This is a genomic window from Neobacillus rhizosphaerae, from assembly GCF_937468385.1.
In the GTDB taxonomy this organism is placed as follows: domain Bacteria; phylum Bacillota; class Bacilli; order Bacillales; family Cytobacillaceae; genus Neobacillus; species Neobacillus rhizosphaerae.
The window spans coordinates 51,271-73,947 of the sequence record NZ_CALBWS010000025.1; the positions used below are offsets into that span (position 1 = coordinate 51,271).

Consider the following 22,677-nt stretch of genomic DNA (forward strand, 5'->3'; position numbering starts at 1 on the left):
TTTTGCGGACAATTAATTGTACCATTTATTATTTTTCAATTCCTACGAACAATTTTTTTTCCAACCGTTTTTGATGTATTATTATTATCATTTTTTATCGCCATCGCCGTTTCCATCTATTTTGAAATTATATAAGGAGCCCTTGTTGCAGTTAATCAAGCTGCTGCTGGGCTCCTTCTTTTGTCTGCCGTTGCTGGGCTTCAATTTCCGTCATTCTCATCACGGTATACTCTGAATTTTTCAGATGCCAATAGCGGTGCTGCAACTGTCTCACAAATTTTAATTCATTTTTTGGGCTCTGCTTTCGATAATATTTTTCCGTCGTCTTGATGATTGGGATTGGTAGAGCTAAATAACTGTAGAACAACAATTTCTCATCTTCTTTAAACGGAAAGTATTTAAAGTAATGATACATCCATTCAATAGTCGTGTCATTTCGCTTCGGATTCGTATCGAGAGCTCGTGAAATATACGGCAGGAGATCATGAATCGGTGAACCATAACGGGCATTTTCAAAATTGATAAAAAAACCGTATCCCCTGTCATCATATAGAAAATGCTCGGATGATAATTTTCCGTGAGTGATCACCATTCGCGCCTTCTCAGCTTCCTTCGTGCTCTCGTACCATTCTTCAAATTTAGTTTTCGAAAACTTTAGCGCCTGGCTAATTTCATTGTAATACAGGCAATATAACAATTCGAACGGGGACATATACGTCTTTCTTTCACATTCATCAGCGAAGCCATCAAGGAATTCCTGCTGTTTTTCCAATTGTTGAATTGTCTTTTCATAATGCTCTGTTCGTTCTTCATTGTTTACCGTAATTTCTTTGGCAGAAAGGGTGTGAAGCCTCGCTAATTCCCGGAATAGCTGTTGGTTTTTGTGCTCGCGATCTTCCTTTTGATCATTTGGCATCCATGGCATTAGATAGTAAAGGTTGTTATCGTATAAAACTGCATACCTGCCGTCCATTGTAGGGTAAATCGGAACAATCCGATTAAACCCTTTTTGGTAGAGAAGATGAACATGACGGACGAAATCGGTCCCTATTGTTGGATCAATTTTTTTTAAGGCAAAGGTTCCTTTATTTGAATAAACTTTTTGGACAATACCGTTATCTTCAACAAAGTAGGGCTCGACAAGATAATTCTTTAAAATTGGGGCGATGGCTTCTAATCGATTGGAGTCATTCATGAAAACTCATCTCTCTTTCAAAAAAGAAAAACTGTATCTAAACGAAGCTGAGCTGGTTAAAGAAACCCGCTCAGCTTCTTTTTGAAATATTATTTTTTTGCAAATGTTGCTGGGATGTATAATACTTGCCCTTCATAAATGTCTTGATTGAGTTCAAGATTATTAACGCGGAGGAGATTTGGAACTGTTACATCATAACGCTCGGCAACTCCATCGAGAGTATCTCCTTTTTGCACGATACAAACCTTCAATTTCGCATGAGCAGAACTTTCATCCTTGCGGGCAAAAAACTCTGTCAACGTCATGCTCTTCTTTTTCCCAGATAGCTTTTTCTTTACCTTTTTTATCACATCATCAGAAGAGGATGAACTCTCTTCTAAAATAGTTACCTCTTCTTCAAAATGAGGATTTGGTACCGATTCTTCTTCAAATACTACTTCATGCTCAATTTCAATTGGCTGACTACTCTCACTTCTAGCCTCTTGGAGGTCCCATGCAGGTTCGTAGTCTTCTTCTACATACTCCACTTGCGGTTGATAGTTGAAGGTTGGGAATTTCGGTAATACTTCAATACTTTCTTCCTCTTGCTGTTTTCTTACCTCAACTTCAAACAGGAAGTTATCTTCATGGCTGCTAGGAACGACTTCTTGCTCTACTTCTACTTCTTCCTCTGCAGCTTCTTCTTCGGTACGGTGAAGTACCTCATACTCTTGTGTTTGTTCTAGCTGCTGTTGTTGTTCGATTCCATAAAGACCACTGATGGTTAGTTCTGCAGAGAGCTTCAAACAGCTGCGCTCTGGTAGAGAATAATCAAAGGATTCAACGAGGACATCAATATCGTAAATGCTTTGAATCCGATTATTCGGAATGGTGATATCGACGGGGAAACGATGTGAAAATTCACAGTTTCCTTCATCAAGATCCGCCACTCTTTCTACAAATTTTTGCGAGGTAAAGCCTTCATCCTTGCCTTCATCGGCAGCTTCGTAACTTTTATATTCGCCGGTGAGTTCTAGCGAACCACGTATGGTTACGTACTGATCGTTTTCCTGGATGGTAATGTCCGGGTCTAGGGAAATCGAAACAAGCTCTTCGACTTCCTGTCCTTTTCTAAACCACAAGGACTCCTCCAAGGAAAATCGCAGACACGATTGATTCTCCTGGGACAAAGCGACTCCTCCTTTCGTTTCCTTCACGCAAAATCACTATGTCACTTACACTTTATGAAGGGATTTTTTCATTTATGATAAAAAACCTTGCGTGGTGGGTAAAAGAATTAGAGTTTTGAAAATTCAGTTGGAGTATTGGATGGGGTTCAGGAGTTGAGATTGGGTTTTGAGGACTGGAGAAGGGGTGATTCCTCTGCCTTGGACTGGATTTCCGCCAACTTTGGTAATAATTCCGCCATCCTTTGAATTCCGCCAAACTTAACATGAATTCCGCCAACTTTAATAAATTCCGCCAAACTGCTTTTATTCCGCTATCCTTTACAGTTAAAAAACCAGTCCGTGGACTGGCTCAGGTAAATTAGCTTTCTAACTATACAAAAACACCCACCAAATCTGGTGGGTGCCCTGCACAATCTTTATTTAAGCTTTGAAAAAGCAACCTCTGCTGCTTGAATGGTTTTTTCAATATCCTCATCAGAATGCTCAGTTGATAGGAATAGCCCTTCAAACTGAGAAGGCGGTAAGAATACCCCTTGGTTAGCCATTTCCCGATAATAAGCTGCAAAGAATTCCAAGTTCGATGTTTTAGCTACTTCATAGTTAATGACCTTTTCATTAGTAAAGAAGAAGCCAATCATGGAACCAGCACGGTTAAAGGTAATGGGAATATCGTATTTTTCAGCAGCTGCTTCAAAACCTTTTTGAAGCATGTCCCCTTTACGAATAAATTCCTCGTAATGCTCTGGAGTTAATTGACTTAGTGTTTCTAGACCTGCAGTCATTGCAAGTGGGTTTCCAGACAATGTTCCTGCTTGATAGATGGGGCCACTTGGAGCGATTTGCTGCATGATTTCCGCTTTACCACCGTATGCGCCAACGGGAAGACCGCCCCCAATTACTTTTCCAAGACATGTAATATCAGGTGTTACATTGAAATAGCCTTGCGCACAATTGTAACCTACGCGGAAGCCGGTCATGACTTCATCAAAAATCAGCAATGAACCATTTGCCGAAGTAACCTCGCGAAGACCTTCTAAGAATCCTGGCAGCGGTGGGACAAGACCCATGTTACCAGCAACTGGCTCTACGATGATACAAGCAATATCTGGGCCGAATTGTTCAAAAGCGTATTTTACACTCTCTAGGTCATTGTAAGGTACTGTAATTGTATTGGATGCAACCCCTTCTGGCACTCCAGGGCTATCAGGCAAACCAAGTGTAGCAACACCTGAGCCGGCCTTAATTAATAACGAATCACCATGACCATGGTAGCAGCCTTCGAATTTCAAAATCTTATTACGACCAGTATAGCCGCGGGCTAAACGAAGTGCACTCATTGTTGCTTCTGTTCCTGAATTGACCATCCTTACTACTTCAATAGATGGTACACGTTCAATTACAAGCTGTGCCACTTTGTTTTCTAATAATGTTGGCGCCCCAAAGCTTGTTCCTTGCTCTGCTGTTTTTTTCAGCGCCTCCACCACACGGTCGTTGGAGTGACCAAGAATTAGCGGTCCCCATGAAAGGACGTAATCAATATATTCATTGCCATCGATATCATAGATTTTTGACCCCTTGCCTTTTTCCATAAAAATCGGACTCATAGCTACAGATTTAAAGGCACGAACCGGGCTGTTAACTCCGCCGGGCATTAGGTTTTGGGCTTCTTTAAATGCTTCAATCGATTTTGTATACGAACGCATTCTATTCCCTCTTTTCAAAAAAATGTTTATTGGTCTTCCTTTAACCAGCGAATCGCATCTTTTGCGGCATAAGTTATGATGAGATCTGCACCTGCTCGTTTCATACCGATTAACATTTCAAGTACGGTGTTTTTCTCGTCAATCCAGCCATTAGCAGCTGCCGCTTTCACCATTGCATATTCACCACTTACATTGTAAACGACAACAGGCAAGTTAAAATTGTTTTTTACATCACGAACAATATCAAGGTATGGCATCCCTGGTTTGATGATTAAAAAGTCTGCACCTTCTGCAACATCTGATTCCGCTTCCCTAAATGCTTCCATCCGGTTAGCCGGGTCCATTTGATACGTCTTACGATCACCAAATTGCGGCGCCCCCTCCGCTGCCTCACGGAAAGGTCCATAGAATGCAGAAGCGTATTTAACGGCATAAGACATGATTGGAACTTCGGTAAAACCAGCTTCATCCAAACCGACACGAATGGCAGCCACAAAGCCGTCCATCATGTTAGACGGAGCAATAATGTCCGCTCCAGCTTTAGCCTGGGCCACAGCTGTTTTTACGAGCAATTCTAATGATTGGTCATTTAAAATCTTTTCGCCTTCTACAACTCCACAGTGTCCGTGGTCTGTATATTCGCATAAGCAAGTATCAGCCACAACAATGATGTCCGGGTAGTTTTCTTTAATATAACGGGTGGCTACTTGGACGATACCATGGTCATGATAGGCCTGCTCTCCACATGCATCTTTCGTTTTCGGGATGCCGAACAGTAGGACGGATTTAATGCCGTGTGCGACAATATCATCCATTTCAGCTTGAAGATGGTCCATCGATACTTGGAATACACCAGGCATGGACGATACTTCATTGCGAATATTTTCCCCTTCATAGATAAATAGCGGATAAATGAAGTCTTCTGCTTTTAAATGATTTTCTCTCACAAGTGCACGCATATTAGCACTTGAACGTAAGCGGCGATGACGTGAGAATTGTAGTTCCATATTTTTACCTCCAAAAATTTAAACTTTATTAGTTAGCTTGGTTTATACTGGCGGATAGCTCCGCTTTACTGACGGAAATCAAATTAAACATGATGGTTATCAAGATAAGCAATCGTGCATTTAATCATTTCCTTCACGGTGTACTCCACTGGAGAAGCATGGACTGTTAATCCGTAAGCAATTAATTTTTTCTCAGTCACCGGCCCGATACAGCCAATGACACAGCCTTTCAACTGCTCTTCCAGACCACATTCCTTTACGACATCCATGAAATGATCAACCGTTGAAGGGCTTGTAAACGTTAGAATATCAAGCTGGTTATCAGACAACATGCCCGCAAGCTTCACACGGCTCTCTTCCGGCATGTACGTTTCGTAAATGACGACCTCATCAACCTCAGCCCCCACTTCCGTCAACGCGGTGGCGATATATTCCCGGGCTAGATTTCCTTTCGGGAGCAATACCCGCGATCCTTTATTGATATAGGGTAAAAACTCCTCTACAAACGCTTCGGCTACATATGCCGATGGTACAAACTCAGCACGAAGCCCTTTTTCTCGCAATACCTCATCAGTCTTTTTGCCAATCACAGCAATTTTAGGAAAATCCGGACCAACTCTTTCAAAAAAAGAAAAGAAGGTTTCAACTGTGACATTGCTTGTAAAAATAATCCAGTCATATGTATTAAGGACCTTCAGCGAATCATGAAGGCGTTCATTTCTTTCAATCGGACGAAAGGCAATCAGAGGGATTTCAACCGGAATCCCTCCATACCTTTCGACAAGCTGAGAGAATGTTTTCGCTTGATCTTTACCTCTTGGAACAAGAACTTTTTTATCAAGTAGGGGTGAGGGTTTTAGCATTAACCCTCGAGCTCCCGTTTCACCTTTTCAATCAGGTCCTTAGCTCCCTTTTTAATTAATAAATCAGCAGCATGAATACCAAGTTCTTCCGGATTTTGTCCTCTTAGTTCTTCTTTAAAGACTTCATGACCTTCAGGTGATGCAACTAATACATTTAAAACAATCTCATCATTTTCAGCTACATAGGCGAATCCAGCAATCGGCACCTGGCATCCGCCCTCCATTTTTTGCAGGAAAGCGCGTTCAGCACGGACAGCTCTTTCCGTCTGCTTGCAAGTGAATTTTTCAAACAGTTCAAGAAGTTCCTTATCGTCTTCGCGGCATTCAATCGATAATGCCCCTTGCCCCACTGCAGGAACACAAATATCTGCATCGATAAATTCTGTCACTACGTCCGTTGCCCAGCCAAGGCGGGAAAGGCCAGCGGCAGCTAAAATGATGGCATCGTATTCTTCAGTTTCTAATTTTGCTAATCTAGTATCGACATTGCCACGGATCCATTTAATCTCTAAATCTGGGCGTTCAACCAACAGCTGTGAACTGCGGCGCAGGCTGCTTGTTCCAATAATTGCACCTGGCTTTAAATCCTTTAACTTTACATGACCTCTAGAAATAAGGGCATCACGGTGGTCTTCACGGAAAGGAATACATCCGATAGTGAGACCTTCAGGCAATACAGCCGGCATATCCTTCATACTATGAACAGCCATATCAATCTCTTTATCAAGCATGGCCTGCTCAATTTCCTTTACAAATAAACCTTTACCGCCCACCTTTGAAAGGGTAACGTCGAGGATTTTATCCCCTTTAGTAACGATTTCTTTTACTTCAAACTCGAAAGATGGATCAAGCTTCTTAAGCTGTTCAATCACCCAATTTGTTTGTGTTAACGCCAACTTACTTCGTCTAGAGCCTACGATAATTTTTCTCATGACTGCCTCCTAGGGTTTATGCGTACCATAAATGAAAAGATGATAATTGACCAAATAAGAAAAAGTTAATGATTACAATTAAAAAAGAAGCTGAATTCCAGATGGCTAATTTTCTTCCGGATATATTCTTCACAATCCGGAGATATAATAAAAGGCTGTATGCTGTAAGTAACAGAAATGAGCCAATAATTTTTATATCGTACCAAGGCATTCCGGGAACCTTAATAAATGCCCACTGCAAGCCCAATATGAGACTCAACAGCAGCATTGGAACGCCGATGACTGCGAATATGTAGGATGATTTTTCCAGTTTATCTAAATCTGCGAGCCGGATAAGTCTTGTTCCCCATTTTTTTCTTTTTAATAAATCGTACTGAAGCAGGTACAGCGTTGAAAAAACAAACGACAAGGAAAATGCCCCGTAAGAGAGAATCGCCATCGTAATATGAATCAACAACAGTTCTGAAACAAGCTGTTTGGCCATGATATGGGAATGGTATTGCATCGGGGCAAATGTATGAATCGCCATAACAATAAAGCCAAGTATATTCGTGAAAAATACGATAAAATCCACTCTTAGTAACCGATTTATAACAAGTGACAATGTGACTAATACCCAAGCATAAAAATAGAGCCCCTCAAAGATAGTCAGTACAGGGAACCTACCTGTTTTTATCATATAGAACAAAAGGAAAACCGTCTGCAAAATCCATACAAACGCAAGTAACCAGAAGGCAATGCGGTTTGCCTTCCGGTTATGGTGAATAAAATCAAAAAAATAGAGCAGTACACTGAAGGCATATAGAACAACTGTGAATTCATGAAGCCTTGTCATAAAGACGTTGTGCATAAAAGTTTACCCCTTATGACTGAAAGGAAGCCAACGGTTCATGAACCGGCATGTTATTGGATTCGGCTGCTTTCGAATGTTGTTCACGTGCAAGCTCTTCAATATTAAAAATTTTCATAAATAATTCCATCGCCTGATCGGCGTCAGGTCTTGCAGCCAATTCTTTTGCCTGTAAAATCGGATCTTTTAAGAGCTGGTTGATGATGCTCTTTGTATGTTTATTAAGCACTTTTATATCGCGATTAGATAAATTCGGTAGCTTTCTCTCCAAGCTATCCATTGTTTCCGCCTGGATGGCTAAAGCTTTTTCCCTAAGCGCGGAAATAACAGGAACCACACCAAGCATCCCAAGCCACTGTTTGAAGTCAACGATTTCTTTTTCAATCATTAACATGATTTTTTCAGCCGCTTTCTTGCGCTCTTTTAGGTTGGCTTCCACAATTCCTTCTAAATCGTCGATATCGTATAAAAAGATGTTTTCAAGTTCAGCAATTCTTGGATCTAAATCACGCGGCACGGCAATATCAACCATAAATAATGGCTTACCCTTCCGTTTTTTCTCAACACTAGCCATCGTTTCTTTTGAAATGACAAAGTCCTTGGCACCAGTCGAGCTAATGAGAATATCGGCTTCCACAAGTGATTTCTCTAACTCCGTCAATGTTCTGGCCTCACCATTAAAACGTTTTGCAAGCTCCTTCGCTTTATCAAACGTCCGGTTAATGACAGTTACCTTTTTCACACCGTTACCATGCAGGTTTTGAGCTGCTAACTCACCCATTTTTCCTGCGCCAAAAATTAACACATGCTTGTTAGCAAGGGAACCGAAAATTTTCTTTGCCAGTTCCACCGCTGCATAGCTAACAGAAACAGCATTTGCACCAATCTCTGTTTCTGAGTGCGCGCGTTTTGCCAGGGTAATCGCCTGTTTAAACAAGTGGTTAAACACGGAACCAGTCGTTTCCTCAGCTTGAGCTGACAAAAAGCTCGTCCGAACCTGTCCAAGTATTTGCGTTTCCCCTAAAACCATGGAGTTAATTCCACAAGTTACATTAAATAAATGATCTACCGCACCATCGTCTTCATAAACATATAAATATGGAGAAAACTCCAGCTGCTCCATTCCGAACCATTCGGACAGAAATTCTTTCATATAATAGCGGCCAGTATGTAATTGATCGACAACCGCATAAATTTCCGTTCGATTACAAGTGGATAAGATAATATTTTCTAGGATGCTTTTTTTAGTGTTTAACTTTTTAATGGCATCCGCAAGATCGGTTTCATTAAATGTCAAACGCTCACGGATTTCTACAGGGGCAGTTTTATAGTTAAGACCGATCACTAATATATGCATTTGTTAAGGACACCCCCAATAATTAATACGGTTTCAACTAGTAAAATTATATCATGAGTAATTTCGACTTTTCCTCGAAAAATGTGAACAGAAAACGAATCTATTGTGTTAATATTAGAAATTGAATAGGACAGTTTTTTTTATAATCTTCCCTATGTACAGTATCAAAAAAGCAGACTAGATTCAAGTGAACCTTACTGGAAGCGGTGTATTGTATTGAAAAATCAACGTATTTTCCCTGGTATCATTCTTATCGGTTTCGGAGCATACTTTTTATTACAGCAAACAGGAGTTTCTTTTTTTCAACAAATTTCAACCTGGCCGACCTTAATTATCATTGTTGGCGCAGCCTTTTTAGGGCAAGGATATATGGCGAAGGATTACGAGGCCATTCTTCCTGGGGTTATCATGGCTGGATTTGGTCTTCATCTCTATCTTGCTGGCCACGTGTCGTTCTGGCCGACTAACCATATTGGCATGTTAATCTTGATTATTTCAATTGGATTTTTTCTTCGTTTTCAAAAGACCAGTACAGGCCTGTTTCAATCGTTCCTCTTTCTCATTCTAGCCGTGTTACTGCTCTTTTATGATAAAATTGCTGGATACTTTGGCTTGCTGCAAAATGGAATGAGTTTTGTCTGGAAATTCTGGCCCGCTCTTCTCATTGTTGTTGGTATTTATTTTCTACTAAAAAGGAAAAAATAATAGTGAAACTTCCATCAGTTTTTTACAACCTCTTAATACGGAAAAAAGCCTGGCGCTTCAGCGCCTGGCTTTTTTTACATATAGCTCTCTAAAATAGCCCAAGCCTGATCTTTTCCTTCGCCTGTTTCCGAAGAGAATAAAACAATATGGTCATTTTTATCGAGATCTAACGTTTCACGCGTTACCTTTAAATGCTTTTGCCATTTCCCTCTAGGGATTTTATCTGCCTTTGTTGCGATGATAATGCAGGGAATGTCGTAATGCTTTAAAAAGTCATACATCATTACATCGTCTGAGGTTGGAGGGTGGCGCAAGTCGACAATCAAGACTGCTGCCCGTAATTGCTCCCTAGTTGTAAAATAGGTTTCAATCATTTTCCCCCATGCAGCCCGCTCCGACTTTGAAACCTTGGCATACCCATACCCCGGGACATCGACAAAGTGAAGAATCTCATTAATGAGAAAGAAGTTTAATGTTTGCGTTTTTCCTGGCTTTGATGAAATTCTCGCCAGACCCTTACGGTTAAGCATCTTATTGATAAAAGAAGACTTACCGACATTTGAACGGCCTGCCAGCGCAAATTCTGGCAGGGTCGTTTCCGGGTACTGTTCTGGTTTAACGGCACTGATGACAATATCTGAACTTACTACCTTCATTCTACTCCACCTTCTAAAAGCGCATGCTTTAAAACTTCATCTAAATGAGATACCGGTACAAATTCCAATTCATTGCGGACACTTTCTGGAATGTCATCAATATCCTTTTCATTATCCTTTGGAAGAATAACTTTAGTCAGGCCTGCACGATGAGCACTAAGTGTTTTCTCTTTTAAACCGCCAATTGGTAACACTCTACCTCGTAATGTAATCTCTCCTGTCATTCCTACCTCGCGACGGATTGGTCTGCCCGTCAAGGCCGATACAAGCGCCGTTGCCATGGTGATACCTGCTGATGGTCCATCCTTTGGAACAGCCCCCTCGGGAACATGGATATGGATGTCATATTTTTCATGGAAATCTTCATCTATGCCCAGTTCCTTCGTTTTGGAACGAATATAGCTAAACGCGGCCTGTGCTGACTCTTTCATTACGTCTCCAAGCTTACCGGTAAGGATGAGCTTACCTTTACCAGGTGAAAGGGATACCTCGATTTGCAGGGTGTCACCGCCAACGGTTGTATAGGCTAAACCTGTTGCAACCCCAACCTGATCTTCAGTCTCCGCCATTCCATAGTGGAATCTTGTTTTTCCTAAAAATTCCTCAACGTTCTTTTCGGTAACGATAACACGTTTTTTCTCGCCGGATACAATGATTTTCGCTGTTTTCCGGCAAATAGTTGCCATCTGACGCTCCAGACTTCGTACACCGGCTTCACGTGTGTAATAGCGGACGACTTTTAGAATCGCCTCATCACGCACTTGAAGAATTCCTTTTGAAAGACCATTTTCTTTAATCTGCTTTGGCAGTAAATGATCGCGGCAAATATGAACTTTTTCTAGTTCTGTATAACCGGCGATTGTGATGATTTCCATTCTATCAAGCAGCGGTGCCGGGATCGTTGATAGATTATTGGCGGTTGCAATGAACATGACTTTTGATAAATCATAGGTTTCTTCTATATAATGATCACTAAAATTATGGTTTTGTTCCGGGTCCAGTACTTCAAGCATTGCGCTGGATGGATCGCCGCGGAAATCACTCGACATTTTATCGATTTCATCTAATAAAAATACCGGGTTAATCGTCCCAGCTTTTTTCATCCCTTGAATGATTCGGCCTGGCATGGCCCCAACATAGGTTCTTCGATGCCCGCGAATTTCCGATTCATCACGAACACCACCAAGGGATACCCGGACAAAATTGCGATTAAGCGAAGTGGCAATTGAACGAGCAAGACTTGTTTTTCCAACACCTGGAGGTCCGGCAAGACAAAGAATCGGACCTTTTAAGGAATTGGTCAACTTCTGAACAGCTAAATATTCGAGTACCCGTTCCTTTACTTTTTCGAGTCCGTAATGATCCTGATTTAGGATTTTTTCTGCACGGTTAATATCAATATCATCCTCCGTCTTTTTTGACCACGGGATGGAAATCAACCAATCAATATAGTTACGAATGACGGCACTTTCAGCGGAACTAGTTGGAACCTTTTCATAGCGGTCCAGCTCCTTCAGTGCTGCTTTAAGGGCATGTTCAGGCATTCCGGCCTGCTCTACTTTTTTTGTTAGTTCGGCGATTTCGCCTGTTTTACCTTCTTTATCGCCTAATTCCTTCTGAATTGCCTTCATTTGCTCGCGAAGGTAATACTCTTTTTGTGTTCTTTCCATGGAGCGCTTAACACGCTGGCCAATCTTTTTTTCTAAATTTAGAACTTCTTTTTCGTTATGGATCGTGTCAATAACACGGTTTACCCTTTGTTTAATATCAATTGTTTCAAGTATGTCTTGTTTTTCCTTCAGCTTGATGGGTAAATGGGAAGCAATAATATCCGCCATTCTACCAGGTTCCTCTATATCAGAAACAGCGGCATACGTTTCTGCCGAGATTTTCTTTGATAATTTTATGTATTGTTCGAAATAATCGAGCATCGTTCTCATCAAGGCCTGGTCTTCGACATCTTTAGTATCTGGGTCATCAAAGGTGACAATGTTTACGGAATAATAGTCCTCTTCATCAAAAAATGAAACAATTTCCGCTCTATTTAATCCTTCTACCAATACGCGAATCGTTCCGTTTGGCAGTTTTAGCATTTGCTTAACCTTTGTTAACGTTCCAAGCTTGTATAAGTCCTCTTCAGAAGGCTCATCAACGGAGACGTCCTTTTGAGTGGTTAAGAATATTAAATGGTCTTCTACCATTGCTTTTTCGAGTGCCTGTACTGATCGTTCCCGACCAACATCTAAATGAAGCACCATTGTCGGATAGACAAGCAATCCCCGAAGCGGCAGGAGGGGTACGATCAATTCGTTCTTTTTCGCCAATATACTGCACCTCCACATGCAAATCCAATTTTTTCAACTGCGAATGCAGAATAGTCTTTGTACAATTCTATCTTATTTATTTTTCAGTGTCTATTTTTAGAATATCCCTTTATCAATATAACTTTATTTTCTCCATTTGAACTAAATTTTCTCCCAACAAATCTTTGCAAATATTTCTTTTTTAAAATTACGCAAAAAAAAGACTTCGGTTTGGCAGCTGAACCAAAAACCGAAGTTCACTATTAAATCGTTTCTTTTTTGGAAAGCTCTATCGAAGCTGGAATAGCTTCCGTCTTGCCATAGGCATTGACAAGCGCAATTTCAAATACCTCATGAAGATGGGTTACTGGAACAATATGAATTCCATCGATTTCATTTAAAATGGTTTGCATATTTTCTTCTGGAATAATGACTGTTTGCACTCCTGCCTTCCGAGCAGCCTTTACTTTCGGATAGACGCCGCCGATTGGTTTCACATTTCCATGAATACTAATTTCGCCCGTCATCGCAACCGTGTTATCAACCGGAATTTTGTATATAGCGGAGTAAATCCCTGTCGCCATGGCGATTCCCGCTGAAGGACCGTCAATTGGAACCCCACCTGGAAAATTAACATGGATGTCATAGTCATTCGCTGGTACACCCATCGACCGTAAAACGGTAATCACATTTTCAATCGAACCGCGCGCCATACTTTTTCGTCGAATCGACTTTCCTTGGCTGCCAATGCTTTCTTCTTCCACAATTCCAGTAATATTAATCGAACCTTTTTCCTTTGCCGGAATTACGGTCACTTCAATTTCAAGAAGGGCTCCGGAATTCGGTCCATAAACAGCTAGGCCATTTACAAGACCTATATGAGATATATCATTGATTTTTCGTTCCATCCGAGGGGTCATCTGACTGGAATGGATCACCCACTCGATATCTTCGTCTTTGATATAAGCTCGGTCTTCGGTAATCGCAAGTCCAGCAGCGATTTGAATCATATTGACTGTCTCACGGCCATTTCGTGCATATGTAGATAAGGTATTAACGCCTGTATCATTTATTTGCAGTTTTACTTTTTCAGCCGCTTTTTTTGCCACTTTCACAATTTCATCCTGGGTTAAATCCCGAAAGAAAACCTCCATACAGCGGGAACGAATGGCTGGAGGAATTTCACTCGGTGTTCTCGTCGTTGCCCCAATTAAGCGGAAATCAGCGGGAAGGCCATTTTTAAATATATCATGAATATGCGTCGGGATTTGGTTATTTTCCTCATGATAATAGGCACTTTCGAGGAATACCTTTCGATCCTCTAATACTTTTAACAGCTTGTTCATTTGAATCGGATGCAATTCACCAATTTCATCGATAAAAAGGACACCGCCATGAGCATTTGTAACTGCTCCCTGTTTTGGCTGCGGGATACCCGCCTGGCCCATCGCCCCTGCCCCCTGATAAATCGGGTCATGGACAGATCCAATTAATGGGTCGGCAATCCCTCTTTCGTCAAATCTTGCGGTTGTGGCATCTAATTCGATAAAAACAGATGCCGGTTTAAATGGTGATTTTTGATTCTTTTTTGCTTCCTCCAAAACAAGTCGTGCAGCTGCTGTTTTACCAATTCCAGGTGGTCCATAAATGATCACATGTTGTGGATTTGGTCCGCACAAAGCTGCTTTTAATGATTTTATTCCATCTTCTTGACCAACAATATCCAGAAAGCTTGTAGGGCGAACTTTTTCGGCCAATGGTTCTGTTAATGAAATGGATCTCATTTTACGAAGCTGCTCCATTTCCTTCCGGGATTCCCGATCAATGGACACTTTTTGTGTACGCTGATTCCTCAGCAAATTCCAAAAATACAGCCCAATGATAATTCCGAAAAACAACTGTATAAATAAGGCAATCCCCGTCCAACTCATACATTTCCCTCCTGCAACTAAAGACTCAATATATATTAATAAGTATTTCCTGCAGGTTGACGGAATAAACCACAAACTGTAAAAACTAATTATCAAGGGAATGATGGTTCGGATACTTAATTATCATTTGGGCTATTTTGCAATCGATTTTGGCCGTTTTTAAAATGTTTCTGCTATTTTTTAAGTAGTATTGGCAAATTAAACATTTTCTCAAAAAAAAAACCCAGCTATAAGCTAGGTTTCATACATTTTAGGCAGATTTTTCTTCAGCGATAACTGTTCCATCTTCTAAAACAAGCTTCGGAACACTATTTTCGATAACTGTATCTTTTGTAATGATACACTTGGTGATGTCCTCGCGAGATGGAAGATCAAACATGACATCCAACATGATTCCCTCAATAATCGAACGTAAACCACGGGCGCCCGTTTTTCTTTCAATCGCCTTTTTAGCAATCTCCACAAGTGCACCATCTTCAAATTCCAGCTCAACATCGTCGATTTCAAGCATTTTTTGATATTGTTTAACAAGCGCATTTTTCGGCTTTGTTAAAATCTCAATCAATGCCACTTCATCTAACTGTTCAAGGCTAGCGATTACCGGAAGACGGCCGATAAATTCTGGAATTAATCCAAAACGAAGTAAGTCCTCAGGCAATACTTTTGAAAGTAGCTCTTTTTGTCCAATTTCTGGCTGTTTTAAATCAGATCCAAAGCCAATTACTTTTTGGCCTAAGCGGCGCTTGATAATCGGCTCAATACCGTCAAATGCTCCACCACAGATAAATAAAATATTGGTTGTATCGATTTGAATAAACTCTTGATGTGGATGTTTCCGTCCGCCTTGAGGTGGAACACTAGCCACCGTACCTTCAAGAATTTTTAATAATGCCTGCTGCACGCCTTCACCAGAAACATCTCTTGTAATCGAAGGATTTTCTGATTTACGGGCAATTTTATCAATTTCATCAATATAAATAATCCCTTTTTCTGCTTTTTCCACATCATAGTCAGCAGCTTGAATTAATTTTAATAAAATGTTTTCAACGTCTTCCCCAACATAGCCTGCTTCAGTAAGGGAGGTAGCATCGGCAATCGCGAATGGTACATTCAAGATACGAGCCAATGTTTGCGCCAATAAAGTCTTACCACTACCAGTTGGTCCAATCATACAAATATTACTTTTTGAAAGCTCAACATCATCAATTTTACTGTTGGAATTGATGCGCTTGTAGTGATTATAAACCGCTACAGACAGTGATTTTTTTGCCTGGTCTTGGCCGATGACATATTCATTAAGAATTTCACAGATTTCCTTTGGCTTTGGAACGTCTTTAAATTCTACTTCTTCTTCCGTTCCAAGCTCTTCCTCAACGATTTCTGTGCAAAGCTCGATACATTCATCACATATATAAACACCCGGCCCGGCAACTAATTTACGAACTTGATCCTGTGTTTTACCACAGAAGGAACATTTTAATTGTCCTTTTTCATCATTAAATTTAAACAAACCTTTCACCCCTTAAAACGTGTTAAAACTCATAATTAAAGCCGCGATTCACACAAACAAAATCCGAGTCTTTTTCTAACAATTCAATAGTATGTATTTTGCATTGTAACACATTAAGCCAATGGACTGGAAATAAAAAGCTTTACACATTATGTTTTACATTACTCATTTTTGGTTTGTGTAAGTCATGTTAAAAAAACTTATGTACTCATTAATTTTAACCATAATTTTTAAAAATAAATCTAAAACCTGTATGGAAATTATTTATTCGCTGTTGATTGCTTGTTTTCCTGTCCATTGTTTAAAAAAACCGGATGCCCAGACGTTGGAGCTAGACATTAAAAAGGTTTCCCTTTGCTTATTATAATATGTAATAGAAAAAATGTATAAAACAAGGCACGATCAAAAATCGTGCCTTGCATTATTTAAAATTATTTCTTGTTTTCAACAAGAAAGTCTACTGCTTTTTTAAGAAGAAGATCTGCTTTAATTCCTTCTAAACCGCCAAGCGCTTGTTTAATGCTGTCAACAGTCATGTTGTACATACCAGCCATTTTTTCAAGCTCAACGTTAACTTCTTCGTCCGTTATTTCAAGGTTTTCAGCTTTTGCAATCGCTTCTAATGTTAAGTTCATTTTTACGCGATTTTGAGCTTCTTCCTTCATTTGTCCGCGAAGTGCATTTTCATCTTGACCAGAGAATTGGAAGTAAAGTTCAAGGTTCATACCTTGCATTTGCAGGCGTTGTTCGAATTCTTGAAGCATACGGTTAACTTCAGTATCAACCATCACTTCTGGAACTTCCACTTCAGCGTTTGCAGCAGCTGTTTCTACTACTGTGTCACGTAGGTGGTGCTCAGCTTCATGCTTTTTACTGTCTTCTAAACGAGTTTTGATTTTCTCTTTAAGCGCGTCTAATGTTTCGACTTCATCGTCAACATCTTTTGCAAACTCGTCATCTATTTCAGGAAGTTCTTTTCCTTTAATTTCATGAACCGTTACTTTGAAAACTGCTAGTTTACCAGCAAGCTCAGCAGCATGGTATTCTTCAGGGAATGTTACTTCCACATCTTTAGATTCGCCAGCAGCTAGACCTACTAATTGTTCTTCAAAGCCTGGGATGAATGAGCCTGAACCAAGTTCAAGTGAGTGGTTTTCAGCTTTTCCACCTTCGAACGCTTCACCATCAACAAAGCCTTCAAAGTCTAAAACAACAGTATCACCGTTTACGGCAGTGCCTTCTTCTTTAACAACAAGCTCTGCTTGACGCTCTTGAAGAGTTTTTAATTCGTTTGCAACGTCTTCGTCCGTAACAGTTGTATCAAGGTCTTCCACTTCTAAGCCTTTGTATTCGCCTAATTTCACTTCTGGCTTAACCTGAACCGTTGCTTTGAAGATAAGGTCTTTGCCTTTTTCCATTTGCTCAATGTCGATATCAGGTCGGTCAATTGGCTCGATACCTGCTTCATCAATTGCATTTCCGTATGCTTCTGGAAGAAGAATATCTAATGCATCTTGATAAAGTGATTCTACACCGAAGCGCTTTTCAAACATTCCCCGTGGCATTTTTCCTTTACGGAAGCCTGGTACGCTTACTTGCTTTACAACTTTTTGGAATGCCTCGTCTAAACCTTTGCTAACTTGGTCCGCACTTACTTCAACTGTAAGGACACCGCGGTTTCCTTCTAACTTTTCCCATTTTGCTGTCATACCTTTTTCCCTCCAACAAATCTATTCTCATTTCATTCGTAACGAATTTAGAGTCGGAAAATGACTTGTCCACCAAGCACTATTTCCATTTTTTAAATGTAAAATATAGTTTTTTACACAATGCAACCCCTACATTATATCATAGGTTTGTTTTCTTTCAACAGCGAAGCCTATATATTAGGATAAGAAATTTTCTCTATTTCCTCGATTTTTACAATCGCCTGACCAATTTCTTTCGGGTGAACAGCATATTCACTTGCGATTTTACCGATTTTCGGATCTAATCCCATGTATTCTTGTGCAAGTAGGTGGAAAGCACCAGCCCAAGCAGCAGAACTTTCCGGCTCAAGCTCGAAAGGATAGCTGATAAAAAAAATCCGTTCTATCATTCCGACTGTATTTTCAAACAGGACTGGATTGTCACTTTCCAATCCGTTTGCTAATAATTCTTTTACCTTTATCATTCTTGGCTGCAAGTTAACCTCTGGCAGCTGCGTTGGAATCACCTTTTCTTCCATCGAAAATTTCCTGACTACTAATTCCCGCTCAATTTCTTGCTCCTGTAAAAGTGTTAGCAGCATCGTTTTGAGAAATGGATGCCCTCCGTCTACTTTCAAATATTCAGCAATTTCTTCGACATAGGGGCGGATATTTTTTTCAGCCAAACTAGCAACAATCAGCATTTGATCATTTAGATTATCGATTTCAAAAAGATTTAACTGTTTAACAGTGCTTTCTTCTGGCACTGTTTCAGTTACGTCTTGTTGGCGATTCTCGGCCATCCGCCGGCTGAATTGTAGAATGGTAATGAAATGATCATGTTTTTCTGGAGGAATTTCTTTCTCATCTAATAAAGCTTCAATGGTCGAGACGATTTCTTGATACTCATGCAGCTGAATCAGCACCGTTAAATATAAATCCACCATTTGAAAATAGTCACCAATTCCTTTTAAGAGCATTTCATTTGCCAGTAATTTTGCTTTTTTAAAAGAAGATACTTCAAAATAAGCAAATACAAGCCCGATTAATATATCGTCATTATCTGGGTCTAGTTCTTTTGCTTCTTCCAACAGATTTATGGCTTCGTTAAATTTTTTATTATGGAGGCTTTCTAAGCCTTTTGCTGTTAATCTCTTTTCAATTCCGGGAAAAAAGATGACATTATCTTTTCTCTTCGCTTGCTCCCGTTTCTTCATAAAAAAAACCGTCCTTCGGCTTGTCGTTGAAAAATAGTTTAGCATAAAAAAAGGATAAAGAAAACTCGCCGATTGGCGAGCCCCTAAGGGCGAAGACAGAGGCGTAGTTGCACTTATGCCTGATAGAAAGTTATACTTTCCTATCGGTCAAAAAAAACTCACCCTGAAAGGCGAGATCAAAAAAACAAAAAAACCTCACTTTAAAAGTGAGGTTAATGGTTTAGTATGTAGTATGGCGTCCCAGGAGAGATTCGAACTCCCGACCCACGCCTTAGAAGGGCGTTGCTCTATCCAGCTGAGCTACTGGGACGTATGCAGTTATCGAAGACAAGATTTATTATATTATCCTAATATCTAAAAGTCAACAGTTATTTGTTCATTTTTTTCAAGAAGAAGGGGGAGATATTTCCCCCCTTCACTTTGGCAAAGTAAATTCACGGGCCAACTCTGCCATTTCCTTCCCATTCATTTCAAACACAGACAGTTTTATTTTTTCCTCAAGCAAATCAAGAATCACATATGTTTTTTCCATGGGCTCTCGTGGCAGGCGGATGCTGCCGGGATTTAAAAATAAGGTATCATCTATTACTTCCGCACTCAAGATGTGAGAATGACCGAAGCAGACGACATCCGCATTCACTTCCTGCGCCCTATATTTTAGATTCATCAATGAAGTTTTCACAGAATAACGATGTCCATGGGTAATAAAGAACTTCCGACCAGAAACCTCAGAAATCGTCTCTAATGGATACCCGCCGCTGAAATCACAATTTCCCATTACAGTCAAATAACCAGAAATGGATTTATCATCCGGCGTTAGCTGGGAATCACCGCAATGAATCATCATGTCCACTTCGTTTATATGCCTTTCCCTTAGAACCTCGAGTTCCTTCGTCAATCCATGACTATCACTGACGATTAATACCTTGCTCATGGCTGCTCAGATCTCTTTAAAATTGAATCAAGTACCACATCAAGCTTCTTAAGCGCATTCGCACGATGACTAATTTTGTGTTTCTCATCCGAAGATAGTTCAGCCATGGCGACACCTTGTTCCGGCACATAAAAGACTGGATCATAGCCAAACCCATTTGAACCTCTTCGCTCTTCAAGAATCCGACCCTCACAGGTGCCTGACACCGTCATCGTTTCTTGGCCCGGGACAGCTACTGCTAGCGCACAGTAGAACCGCGCTGTTCTCTCCGCCTCAGGAACGTCTTTCAATTCGGAAAGGACTTTATCCGTATTTTTTTGATCATTTTTCGGCTCGCCTGCATAACGTGCTGAATAAATGCCTGGCCTTCCTTCAAGGGCTTTAACCATTAGGCCGGAATCATCACCAATGACCATTTTGTTAAGTGCTTGGGAGATAGCCTCTGCTTTCAGAACGGCATTTTCCTCAAAGGTGGAACCTGATTCTTCTACATCTGGAATTTCTGGAAAATCAAGCAAGGTTCGAACCTCAATTCCCCTGCTTGCAAAAATTTCCTCAAATTCTTTAGCTTTTCCTGGATTCTTAGTAGCAATAATAACTTCTTTCATACTAATCGCCTCTTATTTCTTTCGTCTACTTTCGATTTTTTTGGTTATTTCCGCACCAAGTGCTGCTTTTTGTTGTTCAAATAATTCCATAAGCCCTTCCTGGGCCGCATGTAACAGGCCTTGAAGCTGATCATAGGAAAAAGTAGATTCCTCACCTGTTCCCTGCAGTTCAACAAACTCGCCATTACCTGTCATGACTACATTCATATCAACTTGAGCCTTCGAATCTTCAGCATAGTTTAAATCTAAAACAGTTTGGTTATTTTGCAAAATTCCAACACTAGTTGCCGCTAAATAATCGATTATTGGGAACTTCGAAAATGACTTTTTCTCCGCTAATGAATTTAACGCTAGCGCCATTGCGACAAACGCACCAGTAATGGAGGCAGTCCGTGTTCCGCCATCAGCTTGGATAACATCACAATCAATCCAAACTGTTCTTTCGCCAATCGCACCAAGGTCGACAATTGCCCTAAGTGCACGGCCAATTAAACGCTGGATTTCCATTGTACGGCCGGAAACTTTTCCTTTCGAGGATTCGCGAATATTTCTTGTTTCTGTTGCTCTTGGCAACATCGAGTACTCGGCAGTAATCCAGCCCTTGCCTTCGCCTCTCATAAAAGGAGGAACTCTTTCTTCTATGCTGGCAGTACAAATCACCTTTGTATTACCTACAGAAATAAGGACAGAACCTTCTGGATGCATTAAATAATTCGTTTCAATATGTATGGGTCTTAGCTGTAAGGGCTCTCTTCCATCAACACGCACAAAACTTCCTCCTTCAATTACTGTTTATTTTTCGATTGGCACTAAGAATCTGAACCCTACTACCAAATCAAATAAAGAAGAGGTGGCCTTCAAGCCAACCTCATTCATTGTCACTATATAGTATAACAAAAATTATTTTTTAAAAACTACCTGTATTGACTTTTTCAGGACGAGTTACTGGTTCCGATAGTTTTTTACCCTTATCATTCTTAATATCTGCTTTACCGTTTACTTGAACAGCGACTTTTTCAATACCTTTTTGCTCAGTTAATGATAGTACAAGTGCATCCAATAAGGACTGCGAAATTTCTTTTTCCTCAAAGCTTCCAAAAATATTGTTATTAAAGTTCAACGTAACCTTTCCATCCTCATATTTAGGTGCCTCAAGCAACTTTACATCAGACATAAACTCAGAAACCAGGTTGGATTTTCCACTAGGACCCTTCACCAATTCATTGACAACGGCAATAATATTATTCTTTTCATTGTTACTAACCCTGCGAGTAACAGGGACATAGTAATAGGAGCCCTCAGTGCCGCCAATGTAGTATACGGTTACAGGTTTTGTATTCGTAAGATCAACAACATCTGTTGTATCAAAATTAATACCGGATGCCCTTGATTGATTTTCACTAATAGGGGTTCCATTGACTGGCATTTCAGTCAGGTCATGACCATTCATTTTAAGCTTTACCGAATTTACATTATTAAATTGAGTCAATGTCCATGTAACTGATTGGAGAATTTTCATCTCATCCTTAGGCTCATAATTTTTAAATTCCTTTGAGAAATTAACAGTTGCGACCCCCTCTTTATTTATATCAACACTTAGCTCTGTGTCCTCAGGTAAGACTGCTCTAAAATCATTAGGAAGCATGTTTGTGACTGGACCATTAGCTACTAAATATTTAAGTGCTTGTGTGGCAACTGAATTTGTTTTCGGCAGATTTAGTGTTTGTGGGACCACATAGCCATTTTTATCAACGAGATAAAGTTCTGTTTTTACCGTGTTTTCAACTTTACCTTTATCTTTTGCATCTGATTCCTTACTTGCATTTTTATCTCCAACAGTTACCGTTTTTGGCGGATCAATTTTCTTTTTTGTTTCCGTCCCAAACAAGCCGCAGCCAGATAGCAGTACTGTTGAAGAAAGCACAGTCACCCCAAGGATTTTTGCTTTATTTTTAGACACATAAATTCCCCCCTAAGACAGTTTGTACTATCATGTATACGAGCCTTGTAGAAAAATAGACCGCCTTAAGAAAGAAAAAAAGAACATAA

General features: G+C 40.2%; 19 protein-coding genes and 1 tRNA gene. 1 reads left to right on the forward strand and 19 read right to left on the reverse strand.

The window, feature by feature from the left end; all coding sequences use genetic code 11:
• Nucleotides 1-151 precede the first annotated feature (151 nt).
• The 8 genes from ysxE to hemA form a co-directional block, all read right to left on the reverse strand.
• On the reverse strand, nucleotides 152-1,195 hold the full coding sequence (ysxE, locus tag M5A78_RS17330) for a spore coat protein YsxE (protein ID WP_248736537.1): 1,044 nt from the start codon (nucleotides 1,193-1,195) through the stop codon (nucleotides 152-154).
• A gap of 89 nt (nucleotides 1,196-1,284) precedes the next feature.
• A complete protein-coding gene (spoVID, locus tag M5A78_RS17335; protein ID WP_248736538.1) occupies nucleotides 1,285-2,316 on the reverse strand; it encodes a stage VI sporulation protein D in 1,032 nt (343 codons plus the stop codon).
• 464 nt (nucleotides 2,317-2,780) lie between these two features.
• The gene (gene hemL, locus M5A78_RS17340; protein WP_248736539.1) at nucleotides 2,781-4,067 is read right to left on the reverse strand and encodes a glutamate-1-semialdehyde 2,1-aminomutase; all 1,287 of its coding nucleotides are present in this window, start codon (nucleotides 4,065-4,067) and stop codon (nucleotides 2,781-2,783) included.
• Between the two features lie 26 nt (nucleotides 4,068-4,093).
• The gene (hemB, locus tag M5A78_RS17345; protein ID WP_248736540.1) at nucleotides 4,094-5,074 is read right to left on the reverse strand and encodes a porphobilinogen synthase; all 981 of its coding nucleotides are present in this window, start codon (nucleotides 5,072-5,074) and stop codon (nucleotides 4,094-4,096) included.
• An 83-nt stretch (nucleotides 5,075-5,157) separates the two neighbouring features.
• Nucleotides 5,158-5,937, reverse strand: a complete 780-nt coding sequence (locus tag M5A78_RS17350) for a uroporphyrinogen-III synthase (RefSeq protein ID WP_248736541.1) — start codon at nucleotides 5,935-5,937, stop codon at nucleotides 5,158-5,160.
• Nucleotides 5,937-6,869 carry a hydroxymethylbilane synthase gene (hemC, locus tag M5A78_RS17355; RefSeq protein ID WP_248736542.1) on the reverse strand — a complete coding sequence of 311 codons (933 nt, stop codon included), beginning with the start codon at nucleotides 6,867-6,869 and terminating at the stop codon, nucleotides 5,937-5,939. Before hemC ends, M5A78_RS17350 begins: the two co-directional genes overlap by 1 nt.
• 16 nt (nucleotides 6,870-6,885) lie before the next feature.
• Nucleotides 6,886-7,719, reverse strand: coding sequence for a cytochrome c biogenesis protein (gene ccsA, locus M5A78_RS17360; RefSeq protein WP_248736543.1), 834 nt, complete (start codon nucleotides 7,717-7,719; stop codon nucleotides 6,886-6,888).
• Nucleotides 7,720-7,732: 13 nt separating this feature from the next.
• A complete protein-coding gene (gene hemA, locus M5A78_RS17365) occupies nucleotides 7,733-9,076 on the reverse strand; it encodes a glutamyl-tRNA reductase (RefSeq protein ID WP_248736544.1) in 1,344 nt (447 codons plus the stop codon).
• 216 nt (nucleotides 9,077-9,292) lie between these two features.
• On the opposite strand from hemA, the gene M5A78_RS17370 reads away from it, so the two are divergent.
• A complete protein-coding gene (locus M5A78_RS17370) occupies nucleotides 9,293-9,781 on the forward strand; it encodes a LiaI-LiaF-like domain-containing protein (RefSeq protein WP_248736545.1) in 489 nt (162 codons plus the stop codon).
• Nucleotides 9,782-9,855: 74 nt separating this feature from the next.
• On the opposite strand, the gene yihA is transcribed toward M5A78_RS17370, so the two are convergent.
• The 11 genes from yihA to M5A78_RS17425 all read right to left on the reverse strand — a co-directional run bounded on the left by yihA (nucleotide 9,856) and on the right by M5A78_RS17425 (nucleotide 22,588).
• On the reverse strand, nucleotides 9,856-10,437 hold the full coding sequence (yihA, locus tag M5A78_RS17375) for a ribosome biogenesis GTP-binding protein YihA/YsxC (RefSeq protein WP_248736546.1): 582 nt from the start codon (nucleotides 10,435-10,437) through the stop codon (nucleotides 9,856-9,858).
• Nucleotides 10,434-12,761: an endopeptidase La gene (gene lon / locus M5A78_RS17380; RefSeq protein ID WP_248736547.1), complete on the reverse strand. Its 2,328-nt coding sequence runs from the start codon at nucleotides 12,759-12,761 to the stop codon at nucleotides 10,434-10,436. The genes yihA and lon overlap by 4 nt, the downstream gene beginning before the upstream one ends.
• 242 nt (nucleotides 12,762-13,003) lie before the next feature.
• Nucleotides 13,004-14,671 carry an ATP-dependent protease LonB gene (gene lonB / locus M5A78_RS17385; protein WP_248736548.1) on the reverse strand — a complete coding sequence of 556 codons (1,668 nt, stop codon included), beginning with the start codon at nucleotides 14,669-14,671 and terminating at the stop codon, nucleotides 13,004-13,006.
• A gap of 250 nt (nucleotides 14,672-14,921) precedes the next feature.
• Nucleotides 14,922-16,181: an ATP-dependent protease ATP-binding subunit ClpX gene (gene clpX / locus M5A78_RS17390; RefSeq protein WP_248736549.1), complete on the reverse strand. Its 1,260-nt coding sequence runs from the start codon at nucleotides 16,179-16,181 to the stop codon at nucleotides 14,922-14,924.
• A gap of 431 nt (nucleotides 16,182-16,612) precedes the next feature.
• Complete coding sequence (tig, locus tag M5A78_RS17395) at nucleotides 16,613-17,890, reverse strand: trigger factor (protein ID WP_248736550.1); 1,278 nt, start codon at nucleotides 17,888-17,890, stop codon at nucleotides 16,613-16,615.
• A 170-nt stretch (nucleotides 17,891-18,060) separates the two neighbouring features.
• Nucleotides 18,061-19,086 carry a tetratricopeptide repeat protein gene (locus M5A78_RS17400; protein ID WP_248736551.1) on the reverse strand — a complete coding sequence of 342 codons (1,026 nt, stop codon included), beginning with the start codon at nucleotides 19,084-19,086 and terminating at the stop codon, nucleotides 18,061-18,063.
• Nucleotides 19,087-19,319: 233 nt separating this feature from the next.
• A tRNA-Arg gene (locus tag M5A78_RS17405) sits at nucleotides 19,320-19,396 on the reverse strand.
• Nucleotides 19,397-19,501: 105 nt separating this feature from the next.
• The gene (locus M5A78_RS17410) at nucleotides 19,502-20,020 is read right to left on the reverse strand and encodes a metallophosphoesterase family protein (protein WP_248736552.1); all 519 of its coding nucleotides are present in this window, start codon (nucleotides 20,018-20,020) and stop codon (nucleotides 19,502-19,504) included.
• A complete protein-coding gene (locus M5A78_RS17415; RefSeq protein ID WP_248736553.1) occupies nucleotides 20,017-20,628 on the reverse strand; it encodes an XTP/dITP diphosphatase in 612 nt (203 codons plus the stop codon). The genes M5A78_RS17410 and M5A78_RS17415 overlap by 4 nt, the downstream gene beginning before the upstream one ends.
• A 12-nt stretch (nucleotides 20,629-20,640) precedes the next feature.
• Nucleotides 20,641-21,396 (reverse strand): ribonuclease PH, encoded by a 756-nt coding sequence (gene rph / locus M5A78_RS17420; protein WP_248736554.1) that lies wholly within the window; start codon nucleotides 21,394-21,396, stop codon nucleotides 20,641-20,643.
• 139 nt (nucleotides 21,397-21,535) lie between these two features.
• On the reverse strand, nucleotides 21,536-22,588 hold the full coding sequence (locus tag M5A78_RS17425) for a GerMN domain-containing protein (RefSeq protein WP_248736555.1): 1,053 nt from the start codon (nucleotides 22,586-22,588) through the stop codon (nucleotides 21,536-21,538).
• Between the last annotated feature and the right edge of the window lie 89 nt (nucleotides 22,589-22,677).